This window comes from Elusimicrobiota bacterium (genome assembly GCA_041660925.1).
GTDB lineage: Bacteria > Elusimicrobiota > Elusimicrobia > UBA1565 > UBA1565 > JBAZUV01.
This window is the reverse complement of record JBAZVI010000003.1, coordinates 194,474-213,813: the sequence shown is the minus strand read 5'-3', so window position 1 is coordinate 213,813 and position 19,340 is coordinate 194,474. Positions and strand designations below refer to the sequence as shown.

At 68.8% G+C, this 19,340-nt stretch carries 22 protein-coding genes and 1 tRNA gene; 11 read left to right on the top strand and 12 right to left on the bottom strand.

All coding sequences use genetic code 11. The features are described from left to right. Nucleotides 1–6: 6 nt before the first annotated feature. The 5 genes from WC969_06065 to WC969_06045 all read left to right on the top strand — a co-directional run bounded on the left by WC969_06065 (nucleotide 7) and on the right by WC969_06045 (nucleotide 3,745). The gene (locus WC969_06065) at nucleotides 7–1,284 is read left to right on the top strand and encodes a peptidoglycan DD-metalloendopeptidase family protein (protein ID MFA6029396.1); all 1,278 of its coding nucleotides are present in this window, start codon (nucleotides 7–9) and stop codon (nucleotides 1,282–1,284) included. 217 nt (nucleotides 1,285–1,501) lie between these two features. After that, nucleotides 1,502–1,702, top strand: a complete 201-nt coding sequence (locus WC969_06060; GenBank protein MFA6029395.1) for a cold-shock protein — start codon at nucleotides 1,502–1,504, stop codon at nucleotides 1,700–1,702. Between the two features lie 69 nt (nucleotides 1,703–1,771). Further along, nucleotides 1,772–2,146 (top strand): metallopeptidase family protein, encoded by a 375-nt coding sequence (locus WC969_06055; GenBank protein MFA6029394.1) that lies wholly within the window; start codon nucleotides 1,772–1,774, stop codon nucleotides 2,144–2,146. 22 nt (nucleotides 2,147–2,168) lie between these two features. Then, complete coding sequence (locus WC969_06050; protein ID MFA6029393.1) at nucleotides 2,169–3,365, top strand: porin; 1,197 nt, start codon at nucleotides 2,169–2,171, stop codon at nucleotides 3,363–3,365. Next, on the top strand, nucleotides 3,365–3,745 hold the full coding sequence (locus WC969_06045; protein MFA6029392.1) for a DUF3467 domain-containing protein: 381 nt from the start codon (nucleotides 3,365–3,367) through the stop codon (nucleotides 3,743–3,745). The genes WC969_06050 and WC969_06045 overlap by 1 nt, the downstream gene beginning before the upstream one ends. 92 nt (nucleotides 3,746–3,837) lie before the next feature. Here WC969_06045 and WC969_06040 read toward each other — a convergent pair whose 3' ends face one another. The 8 genes from WC969_06040 to WC969_06005 form a co-directional block, all read right to left on the bottom strand. Further along, nucleotides 3,838–4,374: a dCMP deaminase family protein gene (locus WC969_06040; protein MFA6029391.1), complete on the bottom strand. Its 537-nt coding sequence runs from the start codon at nucleotides 4,372–4,374 to the stop codon at nucleotides 3,838–3,840. Beyond that, nucleotides 4,371–6,332, bottom strand: a complete 1,962-nt coding sequence (locus WC969_06035) for an OPT family oligopeptide transporter (protein ID MFA6029390.1) — start codon at nucleotides 6,330–6,332, stop codon at nucleotides 4,371–4,373. Before WC969_06035 ends, WC969_06040 begins: the two co-directional genes overlap by 4 nt. A gap of 161 nt (nucleotides 6,333–6,493) precedes the next feature. Then, on the bottom strand, nucleotides 6,494–7,144 hold the full coding sequence (locus tag WC969_06030; protein ID MFA6029389.1) for an alpha/beta hydrolase: 651 nt from the start codon (nucleotides 7,142–7,144) through the stop codon (nucleotides 6,494–6,496). 179 nt (nucleotides 7,145–7,323) lie between these two features. Next, a complete protein-coding gene (locus WC969_06025) occupies nucleotides 7,324–7,824 on the bottom strand; it encodes a rubrerythrin family protein (GenBank protein ID MFA6029388.1) in 501 nt (166 codons plus the stop codon). 152 nt (nucleotides 7,825–7,976) lie between these two features. Continuing rightward, complete coding sequence (locus WC969_06020) at nucleotides 7,977–8,180, bottom strand: cold-shock protein (protein MFA6029387.1); 204 nt, start codon at nucleotides 8,178–8,180, stop codon at nucleotides 7,977–7,979. Nucleotides 8,181–8,302: 122 nt separating this feature from the next. Further along, nucleotides 8,303–9,595 carry a peptidase T gene (gene pepT, locus WC969_06015; protein ID MFA6029386.1) on the bottom strand — a complete coding sequence of 431 codons (1,293 nt, stop codon included), beginning with the start codon at nucleotides 9,593–9,595 and terminating at the stop codon, nucleotides 8,303–8,305. A gap of 13 nt (nucleotides 9,596–9,608) precedes the next feature. Further along, entirely contained in the window at nucleotides 9,609–10,769 is a 1,161-nt protein-coding gene (locus tag WC969_06010) for an aminotransferase class V-fold PLP-dependent enzyme (protein MFA6029385.1), read from the bottom strand. After that, complete coding sequence (locus WC969_06005; protein ID MFA6029384.1) at nucleotides 10,766–11,038, bottom strand: hypothetical protein; 273 nt, start codon at nucleotides 11,036–11,038, stop codon at nucleotides 10,766–10,768. The genes WC969_06010 and WC969_06005 overlap by 4 nt, the downstream gene beginning before the upstream one ends. A 76-nt stretch (nucleotides 11,039–11,114) precedes the next feature. Between WC969_06005 and WC969_06000 the strand changes: the two genes are divergently transcribed. From WC969_06000 to WC969_05990, 3 genes are read left to right on the top strand one after another with little or no spacing between them, the layout of a single operon-like run. Further along, entirely contained in the window at nucleotides 11,115–11,333 is a 219-nt protein-coding gene (locus tag WC969_06000) for a hypothetical protein (protein ID MFA6029383.1), read from the top strand. Next, on the top strand, nucleotides 11,333–12,316 hold the full coding sequence (locus WC969_05995; GenBank protein ID MFA6029382.1) for a hypothetical protein: 984 nt from the start codon (nucleotides 11,333–11,335) through the stop codon (nucleotides 12,314–12,316). The genes WC969_06000 and WC969_05995 overlap by 1 nt, the downstream gene beginning before the upstream one ends. Further along, nucleotides 12,313–13,074 carry a glycosyltransferase gene (locus WC969_05990; GenBank protein MFA6029381.1) on the top strand — a complete coding sequence of 254 codons (762 nt, stop codon included), beginning with the start codon at nucleotides 12,313–12,315 and terminating at the stop codon, nucleotides 13,072–13,074. The genes WC969_05995 and WC969_05990 overlap by 4 nt, the downstream gene beginning before the upstream one ends. 154 nt (nucleotides 13,075–13,228) lie before the next feature. Here WC969_05990 and WC969_05985 read toward each other — a convergent pair whose 3' ends face one another. After that, the gene (locus WC969_05985) at nucleotides 13,229–14,074 is read right to left on the bottom strand and encodes an RNA-binding protein (protein ID MFA6029380.1); all 846 of its coding nucleotides are present in this window, start codon (nucleotides 14,072–14,074) and stop codon (nucleotides 13,229–13,231) included. 74 nt (nucleotides 14,075–14,148) lie between these two features. On the opposite strand from WC969_05985, the gene WC969_05980 reads away from it, so the two are divergent. Continuing rightward, nucleotides 14,149–14,220: transfer RNA gene (locus WC969_05980), tRNA-Arg, on the top strand. 223 nt (nucleotides 14,221–14,443) lie between these two features. Here the strand turns inward: WC969_05980 and WC969_05975 are convergent. Genes WC969_05975 through WC969_05965 form a run of 3 tightly spaced genes read right to left on the bottom strand, consistent with a single transcriptional unit; the run spans nucleotide 14,444 to nucleotide 17,238 of the window. Beyond that, nucleotides 14,444–15,937: a hypothetical protein gene (locus WC969_05975; GenBank protein ID MFA6029379.1), complete on the bottom strand. Its 1,494-nt coding sequence runs from the start codon at nucleotides 15,935–15,937 to the stop codon at nucleotides 14,444–14,446. Further along, nucleotides 15,938–16,177, bottom strand: a complete 240-nt coding sequence (locus WC969_05970; GenBank protein ID MFA6029378.1) for a hypothetical protein — start codon at nucleotides 16,175–16,177, stop codon at nucleotides 15,938–15,940. Continuing rightward, the gene (locus WC969_05965) at nucleotides 16,174–17,238 is read right to left on the bottom strand and encodes a HEAT repeat domain-containing protein (GenBank protein ID MFA6029377.1); all 1,065 of its coding nucleotides are present in this window, start codon (nucleotides 17,236–17,238) and stop codon (nucleotides 16,174–16,176) included. Before WC969_05965 ends, WC969_05970 begins: the two co-directional genes overlap by 4 nt. Before the next feature lie 35 nt (nucleotides 17,239–17,273). Between WC969_05965 and WC969_05960 the strand changes: the two genes are divergently transcribed. Continuing rightward, a complete protein-coding gene (locus tag WC969_05960; GenBank protein MFA6029376.1) occupies nucleotides 17,274–18,329 on the top strand; it encodes an enolase C-terminal domain-like protein in 1,056 nt (351 codons plus the stop codon). Next, nucleotides 18,326–19,333, top strand: coding sequence for a DMT family transporter (locus tag WC969_05955; GenBank protein ID MFA6029375.1), 1,008 nt, complete (start codon nucleotides 18,326–18,328; stop codon nucleotides 19,331–19,333). The genes WC969_05960 and WC969_05955 overlap by 4 nt, the downstream gene beginning before the upstream one ends. Nucleotides 19,334–19,340 lie beyond the last annotated feature (7 nt).

Sequence of the window (19,340 nt, the reverse complement as noted above, 5' to 3'; positions counted from 1 at the left end):
CCCCTCGTGAACAAAGAGAAGCTCAAAGCGGGGGCGCTCTTCGTCTGGGACGAGCTCAATCGCGTCCACCCCTGGCTCGGGCGCTTCGTCCTCTACTCCCTGCTCGCGCTCCTCGTCTTCGCCGGGCACAAGCAGTACCAGCGCCTGCGCGAAGCCACCTCCATCGAACACGACGCCGACGGCGTGCAGACCTACGCCGGGGACCTCGGCGGCCGGAACCTCGAGGTCCGCCTCCGCGAGACCGGCGCCTCCCGCAAGGACGTCAACGGGCTGCTCAAGGCCATCGCCAAGTACGGCGGGCAGAGCCGCGCCTACCCCGGCGACGGCTACGAGATCACCCTCTCCACCGGCGACGAGTTCCTGCACCTGACGATCCTGCGCGGGCTCAAGCGCATCGTCGTGCTCCCCAAGGGCGACGGGTTCGAGGCCAAGGTCTTCGACGTGCCGATCATCCAGACCCGCAGGGACGCGCGGGGCGGCGTCCGGAGCAACCTCTGGCTGTCCATGCAGAGCGCGGGCGTGCCGCCGACCATCATCCAGGAGTTCGCCGACATCTTCCAGTGGCAGGTGGACTTCCTCACCGAGACCCACGACGGAGACCGCTTCGCCGTCGCCTGGGTCGAGAAGCACAGCCCGGACGGGCGCAGCTGGGGCCGCACGGTCGAGGCCGGGGTCTACGACGGACGCGCCGCCGGCCGCAACGTCGGCGTCCTCTTCAACGACGGCTACTACGACGAGAAGGGGAAGTCCCTGCAGAGCATGTTCCTCAAGGCGCCGCTCAGCTACCGCCGCATCTCCTCGTACTTCTCCTCCTCGCGCTATCACCCCATCCTGCGCTACCGCCGGCCGCACAACGGGACCGACTACGCGGCACCTTACGGCACGCCGGTCTCGACCATCGGCAACGGCGTCGTGACGAGGTCGGGCTACCGGGGGGGACTCGGCAACGCCGTCGAGATCCGCCACGCCTCCGGCTACCTGACGATCTACGGGCATATGAAGGGCTTCGCCAAGGGGATCTTCCCCGGCGCCCACGTCCGCCAGGGGCAGGTCATCGGCTACGTGGGCTCGACCGGCATCTCCTCGGGCCCCCACCTGCACTTCCAGATCTCGAAGGGGGGGCAGTGGCTCGATTTCCTGCGCATCAAGACTCCGCGCGACCGCTCCGTGCCCGCCGCGAAGGCCCCCGAGTTCAACGCCCTGAGAGACCGCTACCTCCAGCTCTTCGGAGCGCTGCCTCCCGGAGCCCCGCCGCCGTCCCCAGCGGCGAAGTCGAAGACCTGAGACCCTTATTTTTCTCAGCCGTCCCAGTCCATATTTTGCTGATAAGTGCTTGTCGCGGGTTGTCCCGCGTGCTATAATCAAAAAGGCGCTTATCATGAAGTTGGCTGTCCACGGCTCGAAGCACTGACCGCACCGCCCACCCGGCGGAGCGGTCTTTTCGTCCCGGGGAGTCCGCAGGCCGAGCTTCAAATCAACGCGCAACAGGAAGGATGTACAGATGAAAGGAACGGTGAAGTGGTTCAACGATCAGAAGGGCTTCGGGTTCATCACGCCGGAGGACGGCTCCGCCGACGTGTTCGTCCACCACAGCGCGATCACGATGCAGGGCTTCCGCACGCTCGCCGAGAACCAGAAGGTCGAGTACGACATGACGACCTCTGAGAAGGGTCCGCGCGCGGCGAACGTCCGCTCCGCCTGATCGGTCGGACGGAACCACACGGAGGGGCCCGCCTGCGCGGGCCCCTCTCCTTTTGATACCATCGCTCGCGTGAAGCTCTCCCAGGAACGCTTCGACCTGCTCGCCGAGGAGGCCTTCGACGAGCTCCCCAGGGAGGTGCGGGACCTCCTCTACAACATCGAGATCGAGGTCCGTCCGCGCCCCGGCGAAGAAGCGGGGGAGTGGGCGGGCGACGAGGAGCTCATGGGCCTGCACGTCGGCCCGACGCGCGCCGAGATGATCGGCCCCTTCGCGGAAGCCGAGGAGCCCGCGCAGATCTTCATCTACCAGCGCAACCTCGAGGACTCCTGCGAGGACATGGCCGAGCTCAAGAAGGAGCTCCGACTCACGCTGAAGCACGAGATCGCCCACCACTTCGGGATGACCGACGAGGAACTCGAAGAGAAGTGGCCTGAAGGCGCTTGACCCCTCACCCCGGAGAACACGAATGACGCCCCGCATCGCCGTCCTGTCCGCCCTCCTGCTCCTGCCCTTCGCCGCCCGCGCCGGGGAGCCCTCCCCGTCGGCGGCTGAAGAGCTCACGAACACCCTCCTCAAGAAAGGCGCGCTCAGCCAGGAGGAGGCGCGCCCTCTGCTCGACCTCTTCGCGAAGGAGCGCCAGGCGCCGAAGGCGCAGTTCACGCTGATGCCGGGCGCGACCCTGAAGATCAACGGCTTCGGCCTCTTCCGCTACACCTTCGCTCAGGCGCAGGAGCCGTCCACGGACACCAACGCCTTCGCCGTCAAAGCCGCGCGGCTGAAGTTCTCGGGCGACCTCCCGAAGGACTTCAAGTACTCGCTCCTCCTCGACTTCGCGCGCACCAACGGCGCGAGCACGCAGCAGAACAGCGCGCTCTACGACTACCTGCTGACCTGGGCGCCGGACCCGGCTTTCAACCTCACCGCCGGCCAGTTCCTCATCCCGACCGGCGCCGAGACCCTCACCCCGACCGACCAGCTCGACTTCGCCAGCCGCTACAACGGCCAGGACAGGATCCTCAACCCCTCGGGGCGCGACGCCGGCGTCCAGGCGAGCGGGAAGGTCCTCGGCCAGCGGCTCTACTACGCGCTGGGCGTCTTCAACGGCTCCGGCCCCAACACGACCTCCAACGACAACGGCGACCTCCTCTACGCAGGCCGCACCCAGTGGACCTCCAAGGGGGACTTCTACGGTCTTCCGTCGTCCCTCGTCGCGGGCGTCAACGGGTTCTGGAAGAGGACGAAGAGCGACCCCAGCACGCTCAAGTCGAGCGACCTCTCCGGCCGGACCTTCAACGACCCCTACAACCGCTACGTCTACGGGGCGGACCTGGCCCTGAAGGCCGGCCCGGCGTCGCTCAAAGGCGAGTACCTGAGCGCCTACCTCAAGGGCCGCCACTGGGACCCGGTCGTGCACGCGCACGGCTGGCACGTCACCGGAGCCTGGCGCTTCTGCGAGCAGTTCGAGGGCCTCGTGCGCTGGCAGGGCTACGACCCGGACGACTCCCTCACCAACAACCTCGACTCGGAGTGGCAGACCTACGGCGCGAACTGGTTCATCAACGGCCAGAACGCCCGGCTCACCGCCAACTACACGGTGAAGAACGAGAAAGCCTCCCGCGTCAAGAATGATGAGTTCGTCCTGCAGCTCCAGGTTGGGTTCTGATGCAGCCGAAGAAGTTCGTCCGCGGGAAGCACCAGTACACCCAGTGGGGAAAGTCCACGGAGGTCCGCACCATGACCGAACAGAAGAACCCTCAGCAGCCCGAAGGCGTCCAGCTCCAGGTCGAGGCCGACGACGCGACCGCGCAGGGCATGTACGCCAACCTGGCCGGGATCACGCACACCGAGACGGAGTTCGTGCTGGACTTCCTCTTCCTCCAGCCCGCCCAGCCCAAGGCCAAGCTGCGCTCGAGGATCATCTCGAGCCCCTTGCACACCAAGCGCCTCCTCGCGGCCCTGGCCGACAACGTCCGCAAGTTCGAGGCCCGCTTCGGCCCCATCCAGGAGAGCGCCGCTCCGCCCGCCCCCGGCCTCAAGCATTAGCAGGGAATCCCCGAACGGGGGATTCCCTGCTTTGCTTGCGTAAAACCTTCCTAAACCCGTCGGGAATCTCCGCAGGAGATTCCCGATTTGCGTCAGTAGCCGCTCGGCATGACCGGCACGAGCTTCCCGCGGACCTTCTTGAAGTCTCCCATGTTGTGCTTCACCCAGTCCGAGACGAGCTGGACCTTCCAGGCGCCGGGCGCGGTCTGGATGACGGCCTTCTCGATGCCGGCGTTGATGAGCATGCGCTTGCAGATGCGGCAGGGCTCGGCGCCGTCGATGACCTCGCCGGTGTCGGGGGTCACGCCCACGAGGTAGAGCGTCGCGCCCAGCATGTCGAAGCGCGGAGCGTGGATGATGGCGTTCTGCTCGGCGTGCACCGCGCGGCACCACTCGTAGTGCTCGCCGGCCTTCACGCCCAGCTTCACGCGGATGCAGGAGCCCACCTCGGTGCAGTTCGTCGTCTTGCGCGGGGCGCCGGCGTAGCCGGTCGCGACGATCTGGTCGTTGTTGACGATGACCGCCCCGTAGTGGCGGCGCAGGCAGGTGCTGCGCCGCGCCACCTCCTTGGCGATGTTGAGGTAGTACTCGGGCTTCGTGACGCGTGCGCCGGCCGTTCTCCTCTTCATCCGGGCAGGATCGTCGCCGCCGCGAGCAGCGCGATGAGGACGCCCAGCAGAGACTCTCCGGCGATGAAGCCCGAACTCACCGGGACCACGTACTCGTCGGCGAACTTGGCGTGCTTCTTCTCCAGGTAGAGGGTGATCAGCGCCCCGATGAACATCGAGAGCGAGTTGAAGAACGGGATCACCATCGAGAGGCCGATGCCGGTCGCCGAGGGGATGTACTTGCGGGCCTTCGGGAAGGCGAGCTCGAGCGCCGGGATGGCGATGCCGACGAGTCCTCCGAAGAGCAGGCCCCAGCGCGCGGTGGGGTGCAGCGCCCCGAAGCCGTCCTTGAGGAGGCGCGCGACGGCCGCCCAGACCTGCGCGGCCGGCGCCGGCCATTTGTCGCTGCCGAGGACGTCGACGGTCGGCACGAGGATGTAGAAGGCCGGCACCACGATGAGCGTGCCCGCGAAGACGCCCAGGAGCTGGGCGAGGAACTGCTTGCGCGGGTTGGCGCCGAGGAGGTAGCCGCTCTTGAGGCCGGTGAGGAGGTCGGCGGCCGTGCCGGCCCCGCCGGCGGTGACGCTGGCGGTCATCAGGTTCGTGACCATGTTGGAGGGGGCGAGCACTCCGAAGGTCAGCTGGGTGATCTTGCCCATCGCGCCGATCGGCGTCGTGTCCGTCTCGCCGGTCACGCGGCAGGCGACCACCGCGAGCAGGAAGGTCAGCGCGATGGCGACGAGGCTCATCCACCAGGTCGTGCCGAAGCAGGTGTTGAGGACGACCATGCAGCCCAGTCCCGAGACGAGGACGCCGCCGACGAACCAGGTGCCCGGGACCTCGATGGCCTCGAGCGGATCCACGACGTCGGACTTCTTCTTCGTGAAGGCCGCGGCGACGCCGCTGAAGACGCGGCCGATGGAGCGCCACTGCAGGGAGAAGGCGAAGAGCGCGGAGGTCACCATGAGCGAGGCGCCGGCCCAGGTGCTCCAGCGCACGATGGCGCGATAGCCCAGGTCCGCCCCGTCGGGACTGATCGGGATGGCCCCGACCTTGACCGCCCAGGGGGCGAGGATCCCGTAGTTGATGGTGGCGCCCAGGAGCAGCGACCAGGCGACCTTCCAGCCCATGATGGCGCCGGCCGCGATCATGATGGCGCTCATGTCGAACTGGATCGTCCACTTGGCCAGGGGGAAGCCGCCGAGCGTGAGCCCGCCGAAGGGGATGGAGGCGGGCATCTTCAGCCATTTCCCATCGCCGAGCGGGATGCCCGCGTCGCGCATCCAGGCGATGAGGCCGCCGCCGACCCCGGAGTAGGCGAGAGCGCGCGCCTTCAGCATGGCTTCGCCGCCCTTCGCGCAGAGGCTCTTGAGGGTCTCGGCGGTGGCGATGCCGGTCGGGAAGCGCAGCTGCTCGACGTTGATCATCTGGCGCTTCATGGGGATGGCCAGGAAGACCCCGAAGAGGGCGAGGAAGAAGGTCCAGGCGGCGAGCACGTGCCAGTTCATGTGCGCGCCGGTGATGAGCAGGTAGGCCGCGATGGCCGAGACCATCGTGCCTCCGGTCGAGTAGCCGGCCGAGGAGGCGGTGGTCTGCATGCAGTTGTTCTCGAGCAGGGTCGGCTCGGAGAAGGTCTTCGGGAAGGCGGTCGTCAGGGCCTTGTAGAAGGCGTAGCTCAGGATGCTCGCCGTGATGCTCACGCCCAGCCCCCAGCCGGTCTTGAGGCCGACATAGAGGTTCGAGAGGGACATGAAGCCGCCGATGATGGAACCGGTCACGACGGCCTTCAGGGTGAGCTGGGGGACGTCGCCCTGATAGACGGTCCGGAACCAGTGAAGCTCGATCTCCTCGGGCGTGCGGACCGCGTCGCGCTTGGACTTGTCGGATGGCTGAGCGTCCTCGAGATCGGGGAAGCCCTCGGAGTGCTCCTCGACGGTGTGCTTGTGCTGCTCGGGGGCGTGGCTGTGCGGGTCGCTCATGGCAGTCCTCTCATCGTCCGTAGAGTCCGATCACTCCGCCTTCTTGGGGATTATAGCCAAATGAAGACGTCTTTCCTCTTGCCGTTCTCATAGGGGTGCAATCCTACCCTAACTCCTCCCCCCGAGGGGGGAGGGAGAAGAGGAGTTGAGGAAACGGAACCCTATCCCAACAACTCCTCTAGCGCTCGAAAACACTCACTAGGGTTCTCCAGCATGGGGAAGTGGGCGCTGCGGGGGATGAAGCGCAGAGAGGCGCGGGAGAGGACTTCGGGCGACCAGCCGAGCGCCCGCCGGACCTCCTCCTCGTCGGAACTCGCGCGCATCCCGAAGACGCCCGCGAATGGGCCGCGGTACTCCGCGGCGAGGTCGGTGTAGTCGCGCAGGCGCAGGTCCTTGCGCAGGCGCGCGGAGTAGCGGGAGCCGTTGCGCAGGACCATCTCCACCAGCCGGCGATGGGTCGCAGAGGACCCGTCCTCGACCGAGAGGTTCTTGAAGAACGGGGAGATGCCGTGGGGGAAGCTCTCGACCAGGACGAGGCGCGGCCCGGGACGGCGGGCGCAGAACGCGGTCGCGACCAGGCCGCCCATGCTGTGACCGACGAGCGCCGCGGCACGCGCGAGCTCCGCGGAATGCGCCTCCTCGAGCCAGTCGGCGAACGCGCCGACCTCGTGGAAGTCCGGGGTGCGCTCGAGCGGCCAGTCGACGCGCACGCAGTCGAAGCGGTCCGAGAAGCGCGCGGCGGCACCTTCCCAGATCCAGCTCTCGCAGGCGAAGCCCGGAAGGAAGAGAACGACTTTCCTTTTGACGTTCATATGGGGGGACTATCTAACCTTAACTCCCTTCCCCGCGGAGTTCGTGCTATCAGATTCCATACTGCGCGCGATCCCGGCGCCGAAGGCGGCGGCGAAGGGCAGGGTGGGGGGGAGAATTCATTGGACCCCCCTCCCAGCCCCCTTCCCGCAGGAAGGGGAGTTAAGGAAACTGAGAATGTCTACGCGACTTTCACGTACTTAGCGGCCGGAGCACCACAGATAGGACACTTTAGCGGCGGCTTGCCGATCTCGAGGTGACCGCAGAACGGGCAGAGGTAGACCTCGCCGGCGGGCAGGTCCTTTCCGCCCTTCACGGCCGCGAGGGCCTGCGTGTAGAGGTCCGCGTGGACGGCCTCGGCCTCTACGGCGAACTTGAACATCGTCTTCGCCTTGTGGCCCTCCTGAACGGCGGTCGCGAGCATCGGAGGATACATGTCCTTGTACTCGTAGGTCTCGCCGGCCACGGCGGCCTGGAGGTTCTCCAGCGTGGACTTGATCCCGTCCATCGCCGCCAGATGACCATGGGCGTGGATGGTCTCAGCCTCGGCGGCGGCGCGGAAGAGCTTGGCGACCTGCGGGAAGCCGTCCTTCTCGGCCTTCTGCGCGAAGGCGAGGTACTTCCGGTTCGCCTGGCTCTCGCCGGCGAAAGCGGTCTTCAGGTTCTCAAGGGTCGTAGGCATGGGGGCATCCTCCTCAGTCATTCTACTCACCGACCTTTTCAATCTAACAAAAAGTCGAATGGTGGGCCTAGAGAGGAAGGAGCCCAAAAGAGGGCCCGCGTCGCCTTTCGGCGACGCGGGCTTTACCACAGGCCTTGCGGCCTTTGTCAGTACTAGATCTTCCTGACGTTGGCGGCGCGAGGACCCTTGTCGGACTGCTGGGTCTCGAACTCGACGGCCTGATTCTCAGCCAGGGTCTTGAACCCGTCACCCAGGATGGCCGAGTGGTGGACGAAAAGATCCTTGGATCCGTCGTCCGGCGTGATGAAGCCGAAGCCCTTCTGGTCGTTGAACCACTTCACTTTGCCCGTAGGCATGCTTTTTACTTATCCTCTTTAGTTAACGGCGTGCTCACATACTTCTTGTGGCAAGGGGAAGCAACTTCCCCTTACCGACATTATACCACAGGTCCCGGCGTTTTATACAAGCGTTCCCTTCGTTATTTTTTCGCCCCCGCTTTCGCCTTTTTGGGGCTGCCGGTCCGGGACTTCTCCACCCAGACCTCCATCAGGTGCAGCGTGGTCTCCAGGGCCTTGTGCATCCCGTCCAGGGAGGCCCACTCGGAACGGCTGTGGTAGTTCGCCCCGCCCGTGAAGACGTTGGGGGTGGGCAGACCCATGGCCGTCAGGCGAGAGCCGTCGGTGCCGCCGCGGATGGGCTTCCAATAAGGCTTCAGGCCGGCGCGTCCGACCGCCTCCCAGAGCGCGTCCACGACCCGGGGGTCCTTCTTGAGGCCCTCGTCCATGTTCCGGTACTGCTCCCGGAACTCGAGGGTCATCTTCGCCTGCGGGTAGAGCGGCTGGACCTCGGCGAGGATCTTCCTCAGGATGCGCTCCTGCTCGGCCAGGCCCGGAGTCTTGAAGTCGCGGAGGATGAACTTCACCGTGGTCTTCACGATGGTGCACTCCATCGCGTAGGGGTGGATGAAGGGCTCGTAGTCCTGGGTGGTCTCCGGACGCATGTGCCGGGGCATGCGGGAGACGAAGTCGCAGGCGACGCGCATCGAGTTGACCATGACGTCCTTGGCCATGCCGGGGTGGATGTCGCGGCCCTCCACGGTCAGCGTCGCGCCGTTGGCGCTGAAGGTCTCCTTGTTGAGCTCGCCGACGGCGTCGCCGTCGAGCGTGTAGGCGGCCTCCGCGCCGAAGGCCTTGAGGTCGAAGTGCTCCGTGCCGGCGCCGACCTCCTCGTCGGGGGTGAAGGCGATCTTCACGTCGCCGTGGAGGCGTTTGGGGTCCTTCAGCCAGCGCTCGACCGCGCTCATGATGATGGCGACCCCGGCCTTGTCGTCGGCGCCGAGGAGGGTCGTCCCGTCGGTGGTGATGACGGTCGTGCCCACGCAGTCCTTGAGCCCCGGGTTCTCGGAGGCCTTGATGACGATGCTCTTGTCGGCGGGGAGGACGATGTCTCCTCCCTCATAGGTGAAGACCTGCGGCTTCACCGGACCGCCGGGAGCCGCCTCGGAGGTGTCGACGTGCGCGAGCAGGCCGATGGGGGGGACCTTCCCGTACGCCGGGTCGTCCTTGGGGAGGTTGGAGGGGACGCTCGCCATGACGTAGCCGTGCCGGTCGAGGCGGACGTCCGCGAGCCCGAGTTCCTTGAGCTCGCGCTCGAGCAGACGCAGGAGGTCCCACTGCTTGGCGGTGCTCGGGTAGGTCTCCGAGCCCTCCTTGGACTGGGTGTCGATCTTCACGTAGCGCAGGAAGCGTTCCAGCAGGGCGTCGTTCTTCATGGGTTCTCCTCCTTCATGGGATCATCTTAGCAAGAAGGGCCGGGACCAGGCGCTCAAGCGGCCGGTAGTCGGCTTCCTCGTTGTAGGCCTGCACCGAGACCCGCAGGAGGAGCCGGCCGTCGAGGTGGAAGACGGGGACTTCGAAGCCGCGCCGGCGCAAAGCGAGCATGAGCGCGTCGGCCTGCGGCTGCCCCGCCTTCCCCGGAAGAGGAAGCGGGAGCGCCGCCATCGAGCCCAGACACGACGCCGGGGCGGGGAGCTCGACGCCCCAGGCCGCGGACAGTCGGCCGGCGACGCGCAGCGCGAGCGCGCGGTTGCGCCGGCGCAGGGCTGCGCCGCCGAGGGCCCGATGGAAGCGCAGGGCCGCGCCCACGGAGAGCCAGGCGCTCGGGTCGCGCGTGCCGCACCAGTCGAACTCGGCGGGGAAGCCCTCGCCGTAGCGATTGGAGATGACGGCGGGGTGCAGGCCCTCGCGACCCCGGCGCGAGGCCCAGAGGAAGGCGCAGCCCTTGGGAGCGCAGAGCCACTTATGGCAGTTGCCCGTGTACCAATCCGCGCCGACCGCGGGGACGTCGAGCTCGAGCATGCCCGGCGCGTGCGCGCCGTCGACGAGGAGGGGGACTCCGCGGCGGCGGCAGAGGGCGGCGAGCGCGCGGACCGGGAGCACGAGCGCGCTCGGAGAGGTCACGTGGTCGGCGACGACGAGGCGGACCCGGCCGGAGAACTCCCGAGCGAAGGCCGACACGACCTCGCGCTCGGAGCGCAGGGGGAAGGGGAGGCGGGCGACCCTCAGGCGCAGGCCGTGGCGAGCACAGAGGAAGAGGGCGGTGTTGCGCACGGCGGGATAGGCGTGATCACTGAGGAGCAGTTCGTCGCCCTTCCTCCACGGGAAGGAGCGCAGTACCGCGTTGACCCCGGCCGTGGCGTTCTCGACGAAAGCGAGGTCGTCGGCGCGGGCGCCGAGGAAGGCGGCGAGGGGGGCGGCGGCGCGGCGGAGCAGGACCGGAAGCTCGCGGCCGAGAAGGTCCATCGGCTCGCGCTCCATGCGCCGACGCCAGGCATCCTGCTCGGCGATGACGGGCCGGGGAGCCGCGCCGAAGGAGCCGTGGTTGAGGTAGCGCACGCGCGGGTCCAGCGTCCAGCGTCGGCGCAGGACCCGGCCGAAACGGCTCATTTTTTCTCGGCCGGCTTGGCGGGAGCGGCGGGAGCGCCCCCAGCGGCAGGCTTCGCGCCCGGCTTGCCGGCGTCGGGGGGAGGCGCGGGAGCGGCGAAGAGGGCCTTGAACTCGTCGAACTCGCCGGCGGGGTGCCAGTCGTCGCTGCTCGAAGAGCCCTCGAGCGCGACCTTCACCTCGAGGTTGAAGCCGGGGACGGCCTTCAGGCGCTGGGGCGTGAACGGGCCGAGCACCCTCTTGGTCTTCTTGTCGTAGACGTAGTAGCGCATAAGGAGGCGCTTGGATTATACGATTTTGCCGGAAAGCGGAACGGGCTATCGGAGCGCGATTTCGTATGATACCCGCATGGACAAGCCGACGCTCCTCAAGGCCGTCAACCCGCTCCTCGCGCTCTCCCTGCTCATCCAGGGGATGACCGGATACTTCCAGGAAGACGTCCGCGGGCTCAACCGCGTCCACGAACTCAACGCCGTGCTCCTCCTGCTGCTCGCGCTCGCGCATCTGGTCCTCAACTGGACCTGGGTGCGCGCGGCCTTCCTCCCGCGCCGGGCGCCGGGCGCCTGATGCGCGGACTCCCGCGCGCGGCCCTCGTCCTCCTCCTCGCCGCGCCGGCCGCGTCGCAATCCCCGTCGGACTATCTGCGCCTCGAGCCCGCCGCGCGCGCCGCGGCGCTCGAGAAGGCTGCGCCCGAGGACCTCGACGGGCTGTTCGAAGGGCTGCAGCGCCGCTATCGAGCTTCGCCTCCCGCCGGACGGACCGCGCTCTCGGAGGCCCTCCTCCAGACCGCCGCCGCCCGCATCCGGCGCATGCCGGGAGGGACCGCGCCCGCCGCCCTCGCCGCCAACGTCCTCCGCTTCATGGCCGAACACGTCCGTTTCAGCGACGACCGTCCCGATTCACCGCCGCGCGACCCTCACGAGTGGAACGGGACCCGGGTCGTCGGGGAGGGCGACTTCAACGGCTGCGTCGAGGCGGCGAAGGCCTTCCAGAAGCTCGTCGCCGCCGCCGCGCCGGAGCTCCCCGTCCGCTACGTGGGCGGGACGCTCAAAGGCCGGGACGGCGGACACGCCGTCGTCGAGGTCGCCCCGAAGGGCGGGACGCCCTTCCTCGTGGACACGGCGATGTTCCAAGCCGCCGCCCTCGCGCTCGACCCGCGCGCGGCCGCGGGCCCCGACGGGCAGACCCTCCAGGACGGCCGGGAGGACTACCATATCCGCCGGGAGGGCTCGAAGTTCGCGCTGACGCGCTTCGCCTACCGGCACCTCTTCCAGAACGACCGGAGGATCGGGACCCCGCTCGAGTTCGAGGATCTCGCGGGGGCGGACGCCTGGCTCCGGACGAACGCCGGCCCCATGAGCGCGGAACACCTGCGGGCGCTGGGCGTGTTCAAGAAGGAAGAGGACGGGAAGTTCCCGACCGGCGACGGCGGCTCCTACTTCATCTACCAGAAGGTCTCCGGGGACCCCTTCGATGGGACGGAGCGCGAGCGCCTGCGCTCCGAGGAAGGGCTCCTCGAGGAAGCGGTCAAGGGCGGACGGAAGGGATGAGGCTCTCCATCATCGTCCCCGCCTACAACGAGGAGAAGCTCCTCGGCGCCTGCCTCAAGAGCGTCCGGGAGGCCGTCGCCTTCCTCGGCGGCCGACTCGCGGGGGACGCCGGCCCGATGCGGGGACGCCCGAGCTTCGAGGCCGAGCTCATCGTCTGCGACAACAACTCCACCGACGCGACCGGCCGCATCGCCCGCGAGGGCGGCGCCGCGGTCGTCTTCGAGCCGGTGAACCTCATCTCGCGCTCGCGCGACACCGGCGCGGGCGCCGCGACCGGGGACTGGCTGCTCTTCATCGACGCGGACTCGCGGCTGTCGGCCGGGACGCTCGCGGCGGTGCTGGAGGCCGCGCGAAAAGGGAAGGTCGTCGGAGGAGGCTGCCTCATCGCCTTCGACCGCTGCCCCTGGTGGGGGGAGCTCCTCATCGAATCCTGGAACGCGCTCTCGCGCGCCTTCGACCTCGCCGCGGGCTCGCTCGTCTTCTGCCGCGCCGACGCCTTCCGCGCGGTGGGGGGCTTCCCCGCCGATATCGCCGCCGGGGAGGAGCTCGCGCTCTCGCGCGCGCTCAAGGCCTGGGGGAAGGCGCACGCGCTCGGCTTCACGGTCCTCACCGGGCACCGCCACGTCAGCTCGGGCCGGAAGTTCGCCCTCTACAGCCCGCGCGAGTTCTTCCAGGTCGGCCTCGCCATGTCCCTGCATCCGCGCCGGGCGATGCACGACCCCCGCATCGACCGCCTGCACTACGACGGGCGCAGATGACGTAGCCTCGCGCCCGTCATCTGCGTACCATGCCGCCGCATTGATAAGGCACCCGCCGCTCATGAGCGGCGGGCGAACCCCTACAAAGCTTCGGGCCGGGTCAGCGCATACCGCGCGAACCCGGCCCGCCCGATCCCATCTCGTCGGTAGACTTTCAGTCCCGCTTGAAGCCGCCGGGCTTGAAGGGTTTCTTCGTCCACTTCTTCTTGAAGCCGCCGGGCTTGTCGCCGAATTTCTTCGGGCCGCCGAAGGAAGGTTTGTCGCCGAACTTCTTCGGGCCGCGGAAGCCGGGCTTGTCGCCCCACTTCTTCGGGCCGCCGAAGCTCGGCTTGTCGCCCCACTTCTTCGGGCCGCTGAAGCCGGGCTTGTCGCCGAACTTCCTCGGGCCGCCGAAGCCGGGCTTGTCGCCGAACTTCTTCGGGCCGCGGAAGCCGGGCTTGTCGCCCCACTTCTTCGGACCGCCGAAGCCGCCCGGCTTGGAGCCCCACTCCTTCTTCTCGCCGAAAGCGGGCTTGCGCTCCCAGGGCTTCTTGCGGTCGAAGCCTCCCGGGCGCTTCTCCCAGCGCTTCGCGCCGAAGCCGCCCCGGTCCTCGCCGGAGGACGACGGCGTCGGCGGGTGCGCGCGGCGGTCCCGGCCGGAGCGGCGCTCGACGAAGCCGGGAGTCCCGGGGATGTTGTCGCCGGAGCCCGCGGCGCGGGGCGCGCGGGGAGCGGAGGAGGGGGCGGAAGGAGGGGCGTCGTCGGTGCGCTCCGCCTGAGGCCGGGCCTCGCTGAGGAAGATCTGGCGGCGCCCGAGGGTGGCGCCGTTGAGCTTCGTCATCGCCGTCTGCGCGTCTTCCTCGGTGGCCATCTCGACGAAGCCGAAGCCCTTCGAGCGGCCCGTGTGGCGGTCCATGATGAGCTTCACGTCGCTCACCTTGCCGCAGGTCGAGAAGAGCTGCTCGAGCTCTTCCTTGGTCGTCTCGTACGCGATGCCGCCGACGAAGATGTTCTTGGTCATGTGGCCTTCATTCTAGCAGTTAACACGGAGCTCCGCCGGAAGCGGGACGATGGTTTGTAGTAGAATCGATGAACGTCCCCGTAGCTCAATGGATAGAGCACCTGCCTTCTAAGCAGGTGATTCAGGTTCGATTCCTGACGGGGATACCCTTTGTCGGCGCCGGAGCCATTCGGCGGACTGCTAGTCCGCCAGGAAGGCTCCGGTGCCCGCGCTTCGGGGAGGAAGAGTCCTTCCGACGTAGCCCTCCGCGCGGCGCCTCCCCATGGAGGGGGCTCTGCCCCCTCCTCTGGCGCCTTCGGCCAACCCGACCCGTCGATGCTCGACGGTCGGGGGCCAGGAAGGCTGTCACCTCCCCCGAAAAGGATACTTTTAGGGATTAGGGTCGTCGGTGGACGGGGGGAGGGGGGGCTTCTCGGGCTCGTCCTTGGGCGTGAGGGAACGGCTCGCCCGCAGGGCCTGCAGCTCCGTGCGGAGCTTGTAGATCTCGTCGAGACGCTTGGTGTCCTGGCGGACCATCGTCTCCATCCAGGTCTGCTGGCTCTGGTCGTAGAGGATGCGCAGGGCGTTGAGCTCGGCCTGGAGCAGGGTGAACTTCTCGAGGAGCTCCTCCTTCTCGGCCGACCAGGCGGCCGCCGCCTCCTCGTCCTTGCCCGCGTCGCGGCCGCTCGCGGAAAGCATGCGCTGGCGCATCGCGCGCAGCTCGTCGCGCAGGAGCTGGGTCTCCTGCTCGGCGTGGCGGACCTCCTCGCGCCCGCGGGCCTTCTCGGCCAGCGCCTTGCGCAGGCCTTCTTCGGCCTCCTCGTGCTGGGCCTTGAGGACGGCGACGCTGCGCTCGGCGCGCGTCGCGGCGCGCTGAGCCATGTCGCGCTCGGAGGCGACCTTGCCCATGTCCTCGTGGGCGACCTGCAGCTGCTTGCGGAAATCGGCGATCGTGCGCTCGATGCGCTTGGCGGCCTCGCCGCTCCCGGCGCTGACGCGGGTCTCCTCGCGCTTGCGGTCCTCCTCGACCTGGGCCTTGAGCCGCGCGATCTCCCGCTTGTTGTCCTCGAGCTGGCGGCGCAGAGCCTCGGCTTCGGCGGCGGCCGGAACGACGCCGTCCGTGCGCGGCCGCGTGCGCTCATGCTCGAGCTCGCGGGAGAGACGCTCGCTCTCGATGAGCTGCTGGGCGCGAGCGGAGCGCTCTTCCTCGAGGGCCTGGGCGAAGCGCCGCGAGGCGGCCTCGGCGTCCTCGAGCCGCGCCTCGAGCGCGCCGGCGCGTTCGGCGAGCTCGCGTGAGCGCGCCTCGAGCGGGCCCTGCTCGCGGGCGCGGGCCTCGCGCTCCTCCTCGAGCTTGCGCGCCCACTCCTCCTCGAGGGCCTCGACGCGCTTGTTCCAGACGTCGGTGACGAGCTTGTCGCGCTCGGTGAACATCTCGAGGAGCTGGGCGTGCACCGGGTACATCCGCTCGCCGAAGGCGTCGTTGGCCTCCTGCACGAGCCCCCGGACACGCTCGCCGACGCCGACCATGTGCTTCTCGAGGTTCTCGAAGAGGAGGCGGAAGCCCGTCTCGGCGACGCGCAGCCGGCTGGAGTACTCCATCTCGAGCATCACGAGATGGGCGCGGAACTCGTCCTCCGTAGGCTGGGCTTTGAGGTATTTCTCGCGAAAGGACTCGACGTGCTCGTCGAAACGGGCCTTCGAGTCGCCCATGCGTCGGTTGAGCGACTCGAGCTCGCCGCGCAGCTTCTCGGGCGCCTCGCGCGCGGCCTCGACGAGCATGTCCTGCGCCTTGGCGAGGCTCGCGTGAGCGTCGCGCAGGTATTCGGCGCCCGCGGTGAGCACGGCGGGGGCGGAGGTCTTCGACGGCTCCGGCGTCTTCGACATCTAGAAGAGGAACACTCCGAGGGTCGCCAGGCCGCAGACCGCGGCCCAGAAGAGCCGGCCGGCGTCGTTGTCCCGGCGGCCGACGCGCAGGAAGTAGACGGAGAGCGCGGCGAGGATCAACCCGGCGAGCGCCTTGGCGAAGGCGTCGGGCGTCGGGTGGAAGACGAGGCGCGCGGCGGGAACGGCCTCCGGGGCGGGGAGGACGGGCGCGGCGAGGCGGACCGGGGCGGCGGAGGTCACTTCTCCTTCTTCTCCCTGCCGTCGGCCAGGCGCATCTTCTGCACCCAGGCGTCCCACGCGTCGTTGTCGCGGCCGAAGTCCTGGCCGGTGAGCATGCGCAGGGCCGTGAGGGCCATGTCGTGGTTCGACGCGTTGTGCAGGCGCAGGAGCCGCAGGATCTGCGTGCTCGCGTTCTTGACGACGAACTCCCTGTGCAGAGGATGATCGGCGAGCCCGATCATCACCGCGAGGGCGCGCGTGCGGTCGTCCACGCTGGGGTAGTCGAGCGCCTCGGAGATCTTCTCGACGGGCAGCGCGACGTCGCGCCGGTAGACCGCCATGTCGGAGTAGACGCGCATGGCGGCCTCGCGCACGCGGTCGTCCGGGTCCGTGAGGCCGAGGGAGACGGCGGCGTTGACCTGGGAGGGGTCGCGCAGGTAGGCCAGCAGATAGAGGGCCGAGGAGCGCTTCGCGGAGTCGGCGTCGCCGCGGAGCACGGCGATCAGCGCCTCCTTCTGGGCGGCGACCTCGGCGACGAAGCGGTCCTGAAGGGCCTTGAGCTCCCCGTTGGACGCGCCCCAGCTGCAATAGTAGGCGGGGCATTCGACGCGGTCGGCGCCGATCGCGCCGCTGCGCATGAGCTCCCAGCCGGCCTCGGTGTAGCGCGTCCAGGCGGCCAGGAGGCCCTCGGGGTCTGCGCCATGTCCCTTGGGCTCGGCGCGGAAGGGCAGTCGCCGCTCCTCATCCGCCTTCTCCACGACGTCGAAGACCGCGGTGACCTCGCCGACCGTGCTCGAGCTCACCTTCTGAAGGATCACTCGGACGAAGGCGCCCTCCTTGAGGAAGTCGGCCTCGAGCGCGGCCTTCGCCTCGGCCGCGGCCTTCCGGCCGGACTTGTTGCGCAGAGCGTCCTGGGCGAGCCATTTCTTCAGGCGCGCCTCGTAGAGACCGCGCAGCGCCGCCTCGTCATAACGGTTCGTGCCGTACGCCTCGACCCCGTCGAGGCGGGCCTCTTCGCGGGAGGCGTGCGCGCGGACGGGCGCGAGGATGGGGAGCAGAACGAGCAATGCCAAAATCTTCATGAGCGCATTTTAATAGAATACCGGCACCTTTTACCATGAATCCTTTCGTCATCCGCGGCGGCGAAGTCTCGCTCCTCACCGTCCCGCTCAAGAACCCCTTCGTGACCGCGCTCGGCTCGAAGACCGAGACCACCAACGCCGTCGTGACCCTGCGCCTGGCCGGCGGCGCGCGCGGGACCGGAGAGGCCTCGAGCTCCATCGTCATGAAGCACCAGTCGCCGGAGGCCCTCGCGCGGGAGCTCGCGCGCCTGCTGACGCGCCTGAAGGGACGCGACGTCAGCGCGCGGGAACCGCTCGCCGCCGAGATCTGGGCGCTCTCCGGAGAGATCCCCGCGGCCGCCTGCGCCTTCGAATGCGCGGCGCTCGACGCGCTCCTCAACGCGCTCGGCGTGCGCATGTCCGACTGGTTCGGGGGAGCGTTGGAATCCCTCGAGACCGACCTTACCCTCTCCGCCTGGCCGCCCGAGCCGACCCGCGACGCCGCCGACACGGCCCTGCGCGCGGGGTTCCGGACCCTCAAGATCAAGGTCGGGACGAAGGACAAGGCGCAGGACCTCGCGCGCGTCTGCGCGGCGGTCGCGGCGGCCCGCGCGCTCGGTCTGCGCCCCGGCATCATCCTCGACGGGAACCAGGGCTTCCGCGCCGAGGGGGCCCTGCGCTTCGCCGAGCGGGCCGCACGGGCGGGCGCCCGCGTCGTCCTTCTCGAGCAGCCCCTGCCCCGGGAAGACCTCCGGGGGATGGCGTGGCTCCAGAAGCGCTCGCCGGCGCCCGTCGCCGCCGACGAGAGCGTCCGCTCTCCGGAGGACGCCCTGCGCGTCATCGAAGCGCGCGCCGCCGGGGTCCTCAACATCAAGCTGGCGAAGACCGGGGTGCGCGGCGCGCTCGACATCGCCGCGCTCGCGCGCGCGGCCGGTCTCAAGCTCATGATCGGCTGCATGCAGGAGACCGCGCGCGGGCTCTCGCCGAGCGTCCACCTCGCCTGCGGGCTCGGCGCCTTCTCGTACTGCGACCTCGACTCCGACGCCCTCCTCGGACCCGGACAGCCGCGCGGGGAGTTCCGGCGCGAAGGGCCCCTCCTCCACCTCGAATGACCCGCCGCGCCGCGCTCCTGCACGCCGGGCTCTTCTACGCCGCCTTCGTCTGGGGCTCGACCTTCGTGATGGTGAAGGACGCGCTCTCCGGGGTCGACCCCTTCGCGCTCTGCGGCTGGCGCTTCCTGCTCGCCGCGGCCTGCCTGCTCCCGTTCCTGCTGCGCGGCGGGCGCTGGCGCCGACATCCGCGCGAGGGCGCCGTCCTCGCCTTCCTCCTCTCCATCCTCTACGGGGCGCAGACGCAGGGGCTGCTCTACACGAGCGCCGCCAACTCCGGCTTCATCACCGGCACCTTCATCCTCTTCGTGCCGGGCTTCATGTTCCTGCGCGACCGCCGCGTCCCCGGCGCCGGGGCCTGGGCCGCGGTCCTCCTCGCGCTCGTCGGCCTGCGCCTCGTCACGGGCGGACCCAGCGGGATCAACCCCGGAGACGCGCTCACCCTGCTGGCGGCCCTCGCCTACGCCGCGCACCTCTTCGCGATGGACCGCTGGGTGCGGGGGGAAGTCGACATGACCGCGCTGGCCTTCCAGCAGTTCTGGATGGCGGGCGCCGCCTGCATGCTCTTCGCGGCGTTCGCCGGACGCCCCTTCGGCGCCGCGCCGCGCAGCGCCGGTGCCATCGTCTTCCTCACGCTGGTGCCGACCCTCTCGGCCTACGCCGCACAGATGCTGGCCCAGCGCGAGATCGCGCCGCTCACCGTCTCGCTGGTCTTCGCCCTCGAGCCCGTCTTCGCCGCCCTCTTCGCCTGGACCTTGGGCGGCGAGCCCTTCCGGCCGCTCTCGGCGCTGGGAGGAGCGTTGATCGTTTCAGCGATCATAGTGGGAGAACTTTGGGGAAGAGAGTCCGCGAATCTCCCAGAGTCGGCTTCCTCACTGCCTCCCCCGTCGGGGGGAGGGCAGGGTGGGGGAGAACACTTCTTTCAACGTCACTGCTTCAAAACAAATGGAAGGACGAAGGTCCTCCCCTACCCCCGACCCTTCCCCGAAGGGGAAGGGAGACAATGAGGAAATG

Excerpts from the sequence above, each read along its gene's own strand:
- WC969_06060 (MFA6029395.1), top strand. The coding sequence starts at position 1,502 with ATGAAAGGAACGGTGAAGTGGTTCAACGATCAGAAGGGCTTCGGGTTC.
- WC969_06050 (MFA6029393.1), top strand. The coding sequence starts at position 2,169 with ATGACGCCCCGCATCGCCGTCCTGTCCGCCCTCCTGCTCCTGCCCTTC.
- WC969_06045 (MFA6029392.1), top strand. The coding sequence starts at position 3,365 with ATGCAGCCGAAGAAGTTCGTCCGCGGGAAGCACCAGTACACCCAGTGG.
- WC969_06040 (MFA6029391.1), bottom strand. The coding sequence starts at position 4,374 with ATGAAGAGGAGAACGGCCGGCGCACGCGTCACGAAGCCCGAGTACTAC.
- WC969_06035 (MFA6029390.1), bottom strand. The coding sequence starts at position 6,332 with ATGAGCGACCCGCACAGCCACGCCCCCGAGCAGCACAAGCACACCGTC.
- WC969_06030 (MFA6029389.1), bottom strand. The coding sequence starts at position 7,144 with ATGAACGTCAAAAGGAAAGTCGTTCTCTTCCTTCCGGGCTTCGCCTGC.
- WC969_06025 (MFA6029388.1), bottom strand. The coding sequence starts at position 7,824 with ATGCCTACGACCCTTGAGAACCTGAAGACCGCTTTCGCCGGCGAGAGC.
- WC969_06020 (MFA6029387.1), bottom strand. The coding sequence starts at position 8,180 with ATGCCTACGGGCAAAGTGAAGTGGTTCAACGACCAGAAGGGCTTCGGC.
- pepT (MFA6029386.1), bottom strand. The coding sequence starts at position 9,595 with ATGAAGAACGACGCCCTGCTGGAACGCTTCCTGCGCTACGTGAAGATC.
- WC969_06010 (MFA6029385.1), bottom strand. The coding sequence starts at position 10,769 with ATGAGCCGTTTCGGCCGGGTCCTGCGCCGACGCTGGACGCTGGACCCG.
- WC969_06005 (MFA6029384.1), bottom strand. The coding sequence starts at position 11,038 with ATGCGCTACTACGTCTACGACAAGAAGACCAAGAGGGTGCTCGGCCCG.
- WC969_06000 (MFA6029383.1), top strand. The coding sequence starts at position 11,115 with ATGGACAAGCCGACGCTCCTCAAGGCCGTCAACCCGCTCCTCGCGCTC.
- WC969_05995 (MFA6029382.1), top strand. The coding sequence starts at position 11,333 with ATGCGCGGACTCCCGCGCGCGGCCCTCGTCCTCCTCCTCGCCGCGCCG.
- WC969_05990 (MFA6029381.1), top strand. The coding sequence starts at position 12,313 with ATGAGGCTCTCCATCATCGTCCCCGCCTACAACGAGGAGAAGCTCCTC.
- WC969_05985 (MFA6029380.1), bottom strand. The coding sequence starts at position 14,074 with ATGACCAAGAACATCTTCGTCGGCGGCATCGCGTACGAGACGACCAAG.
- WC969_05975 (MFA6029379.1), bottom strand. The coding sequence starts at position 15,937 with ATGTCGAAGACGCCGGAGCCGTCGAAGACCTCCGCCCCCGCCGTGCTC.
- WC969_05965 (MFA6029377.1), bottom strand. The coding sequence starts at position 17,238 with ATGAAGATTTTGGCATTGCTCGTTCTGCTCCCCATCCTCGCGCCCGTC.
- WC969_05960 (MFA6029376.1), top strand. The coding sequence starts at position 17,274 with ATGAATCCTTTCGTCATCCGCGGCGGCGAAGTCTCGCTCCTCACCGTC.
- WC969_05955 (MFA6029375.1), top strand. The coding sequence starts at position 18,326 with ATGACCCGCCGCGCCGCGCTCCTGCACGCCGGGCTCTTCTACGCCGCC.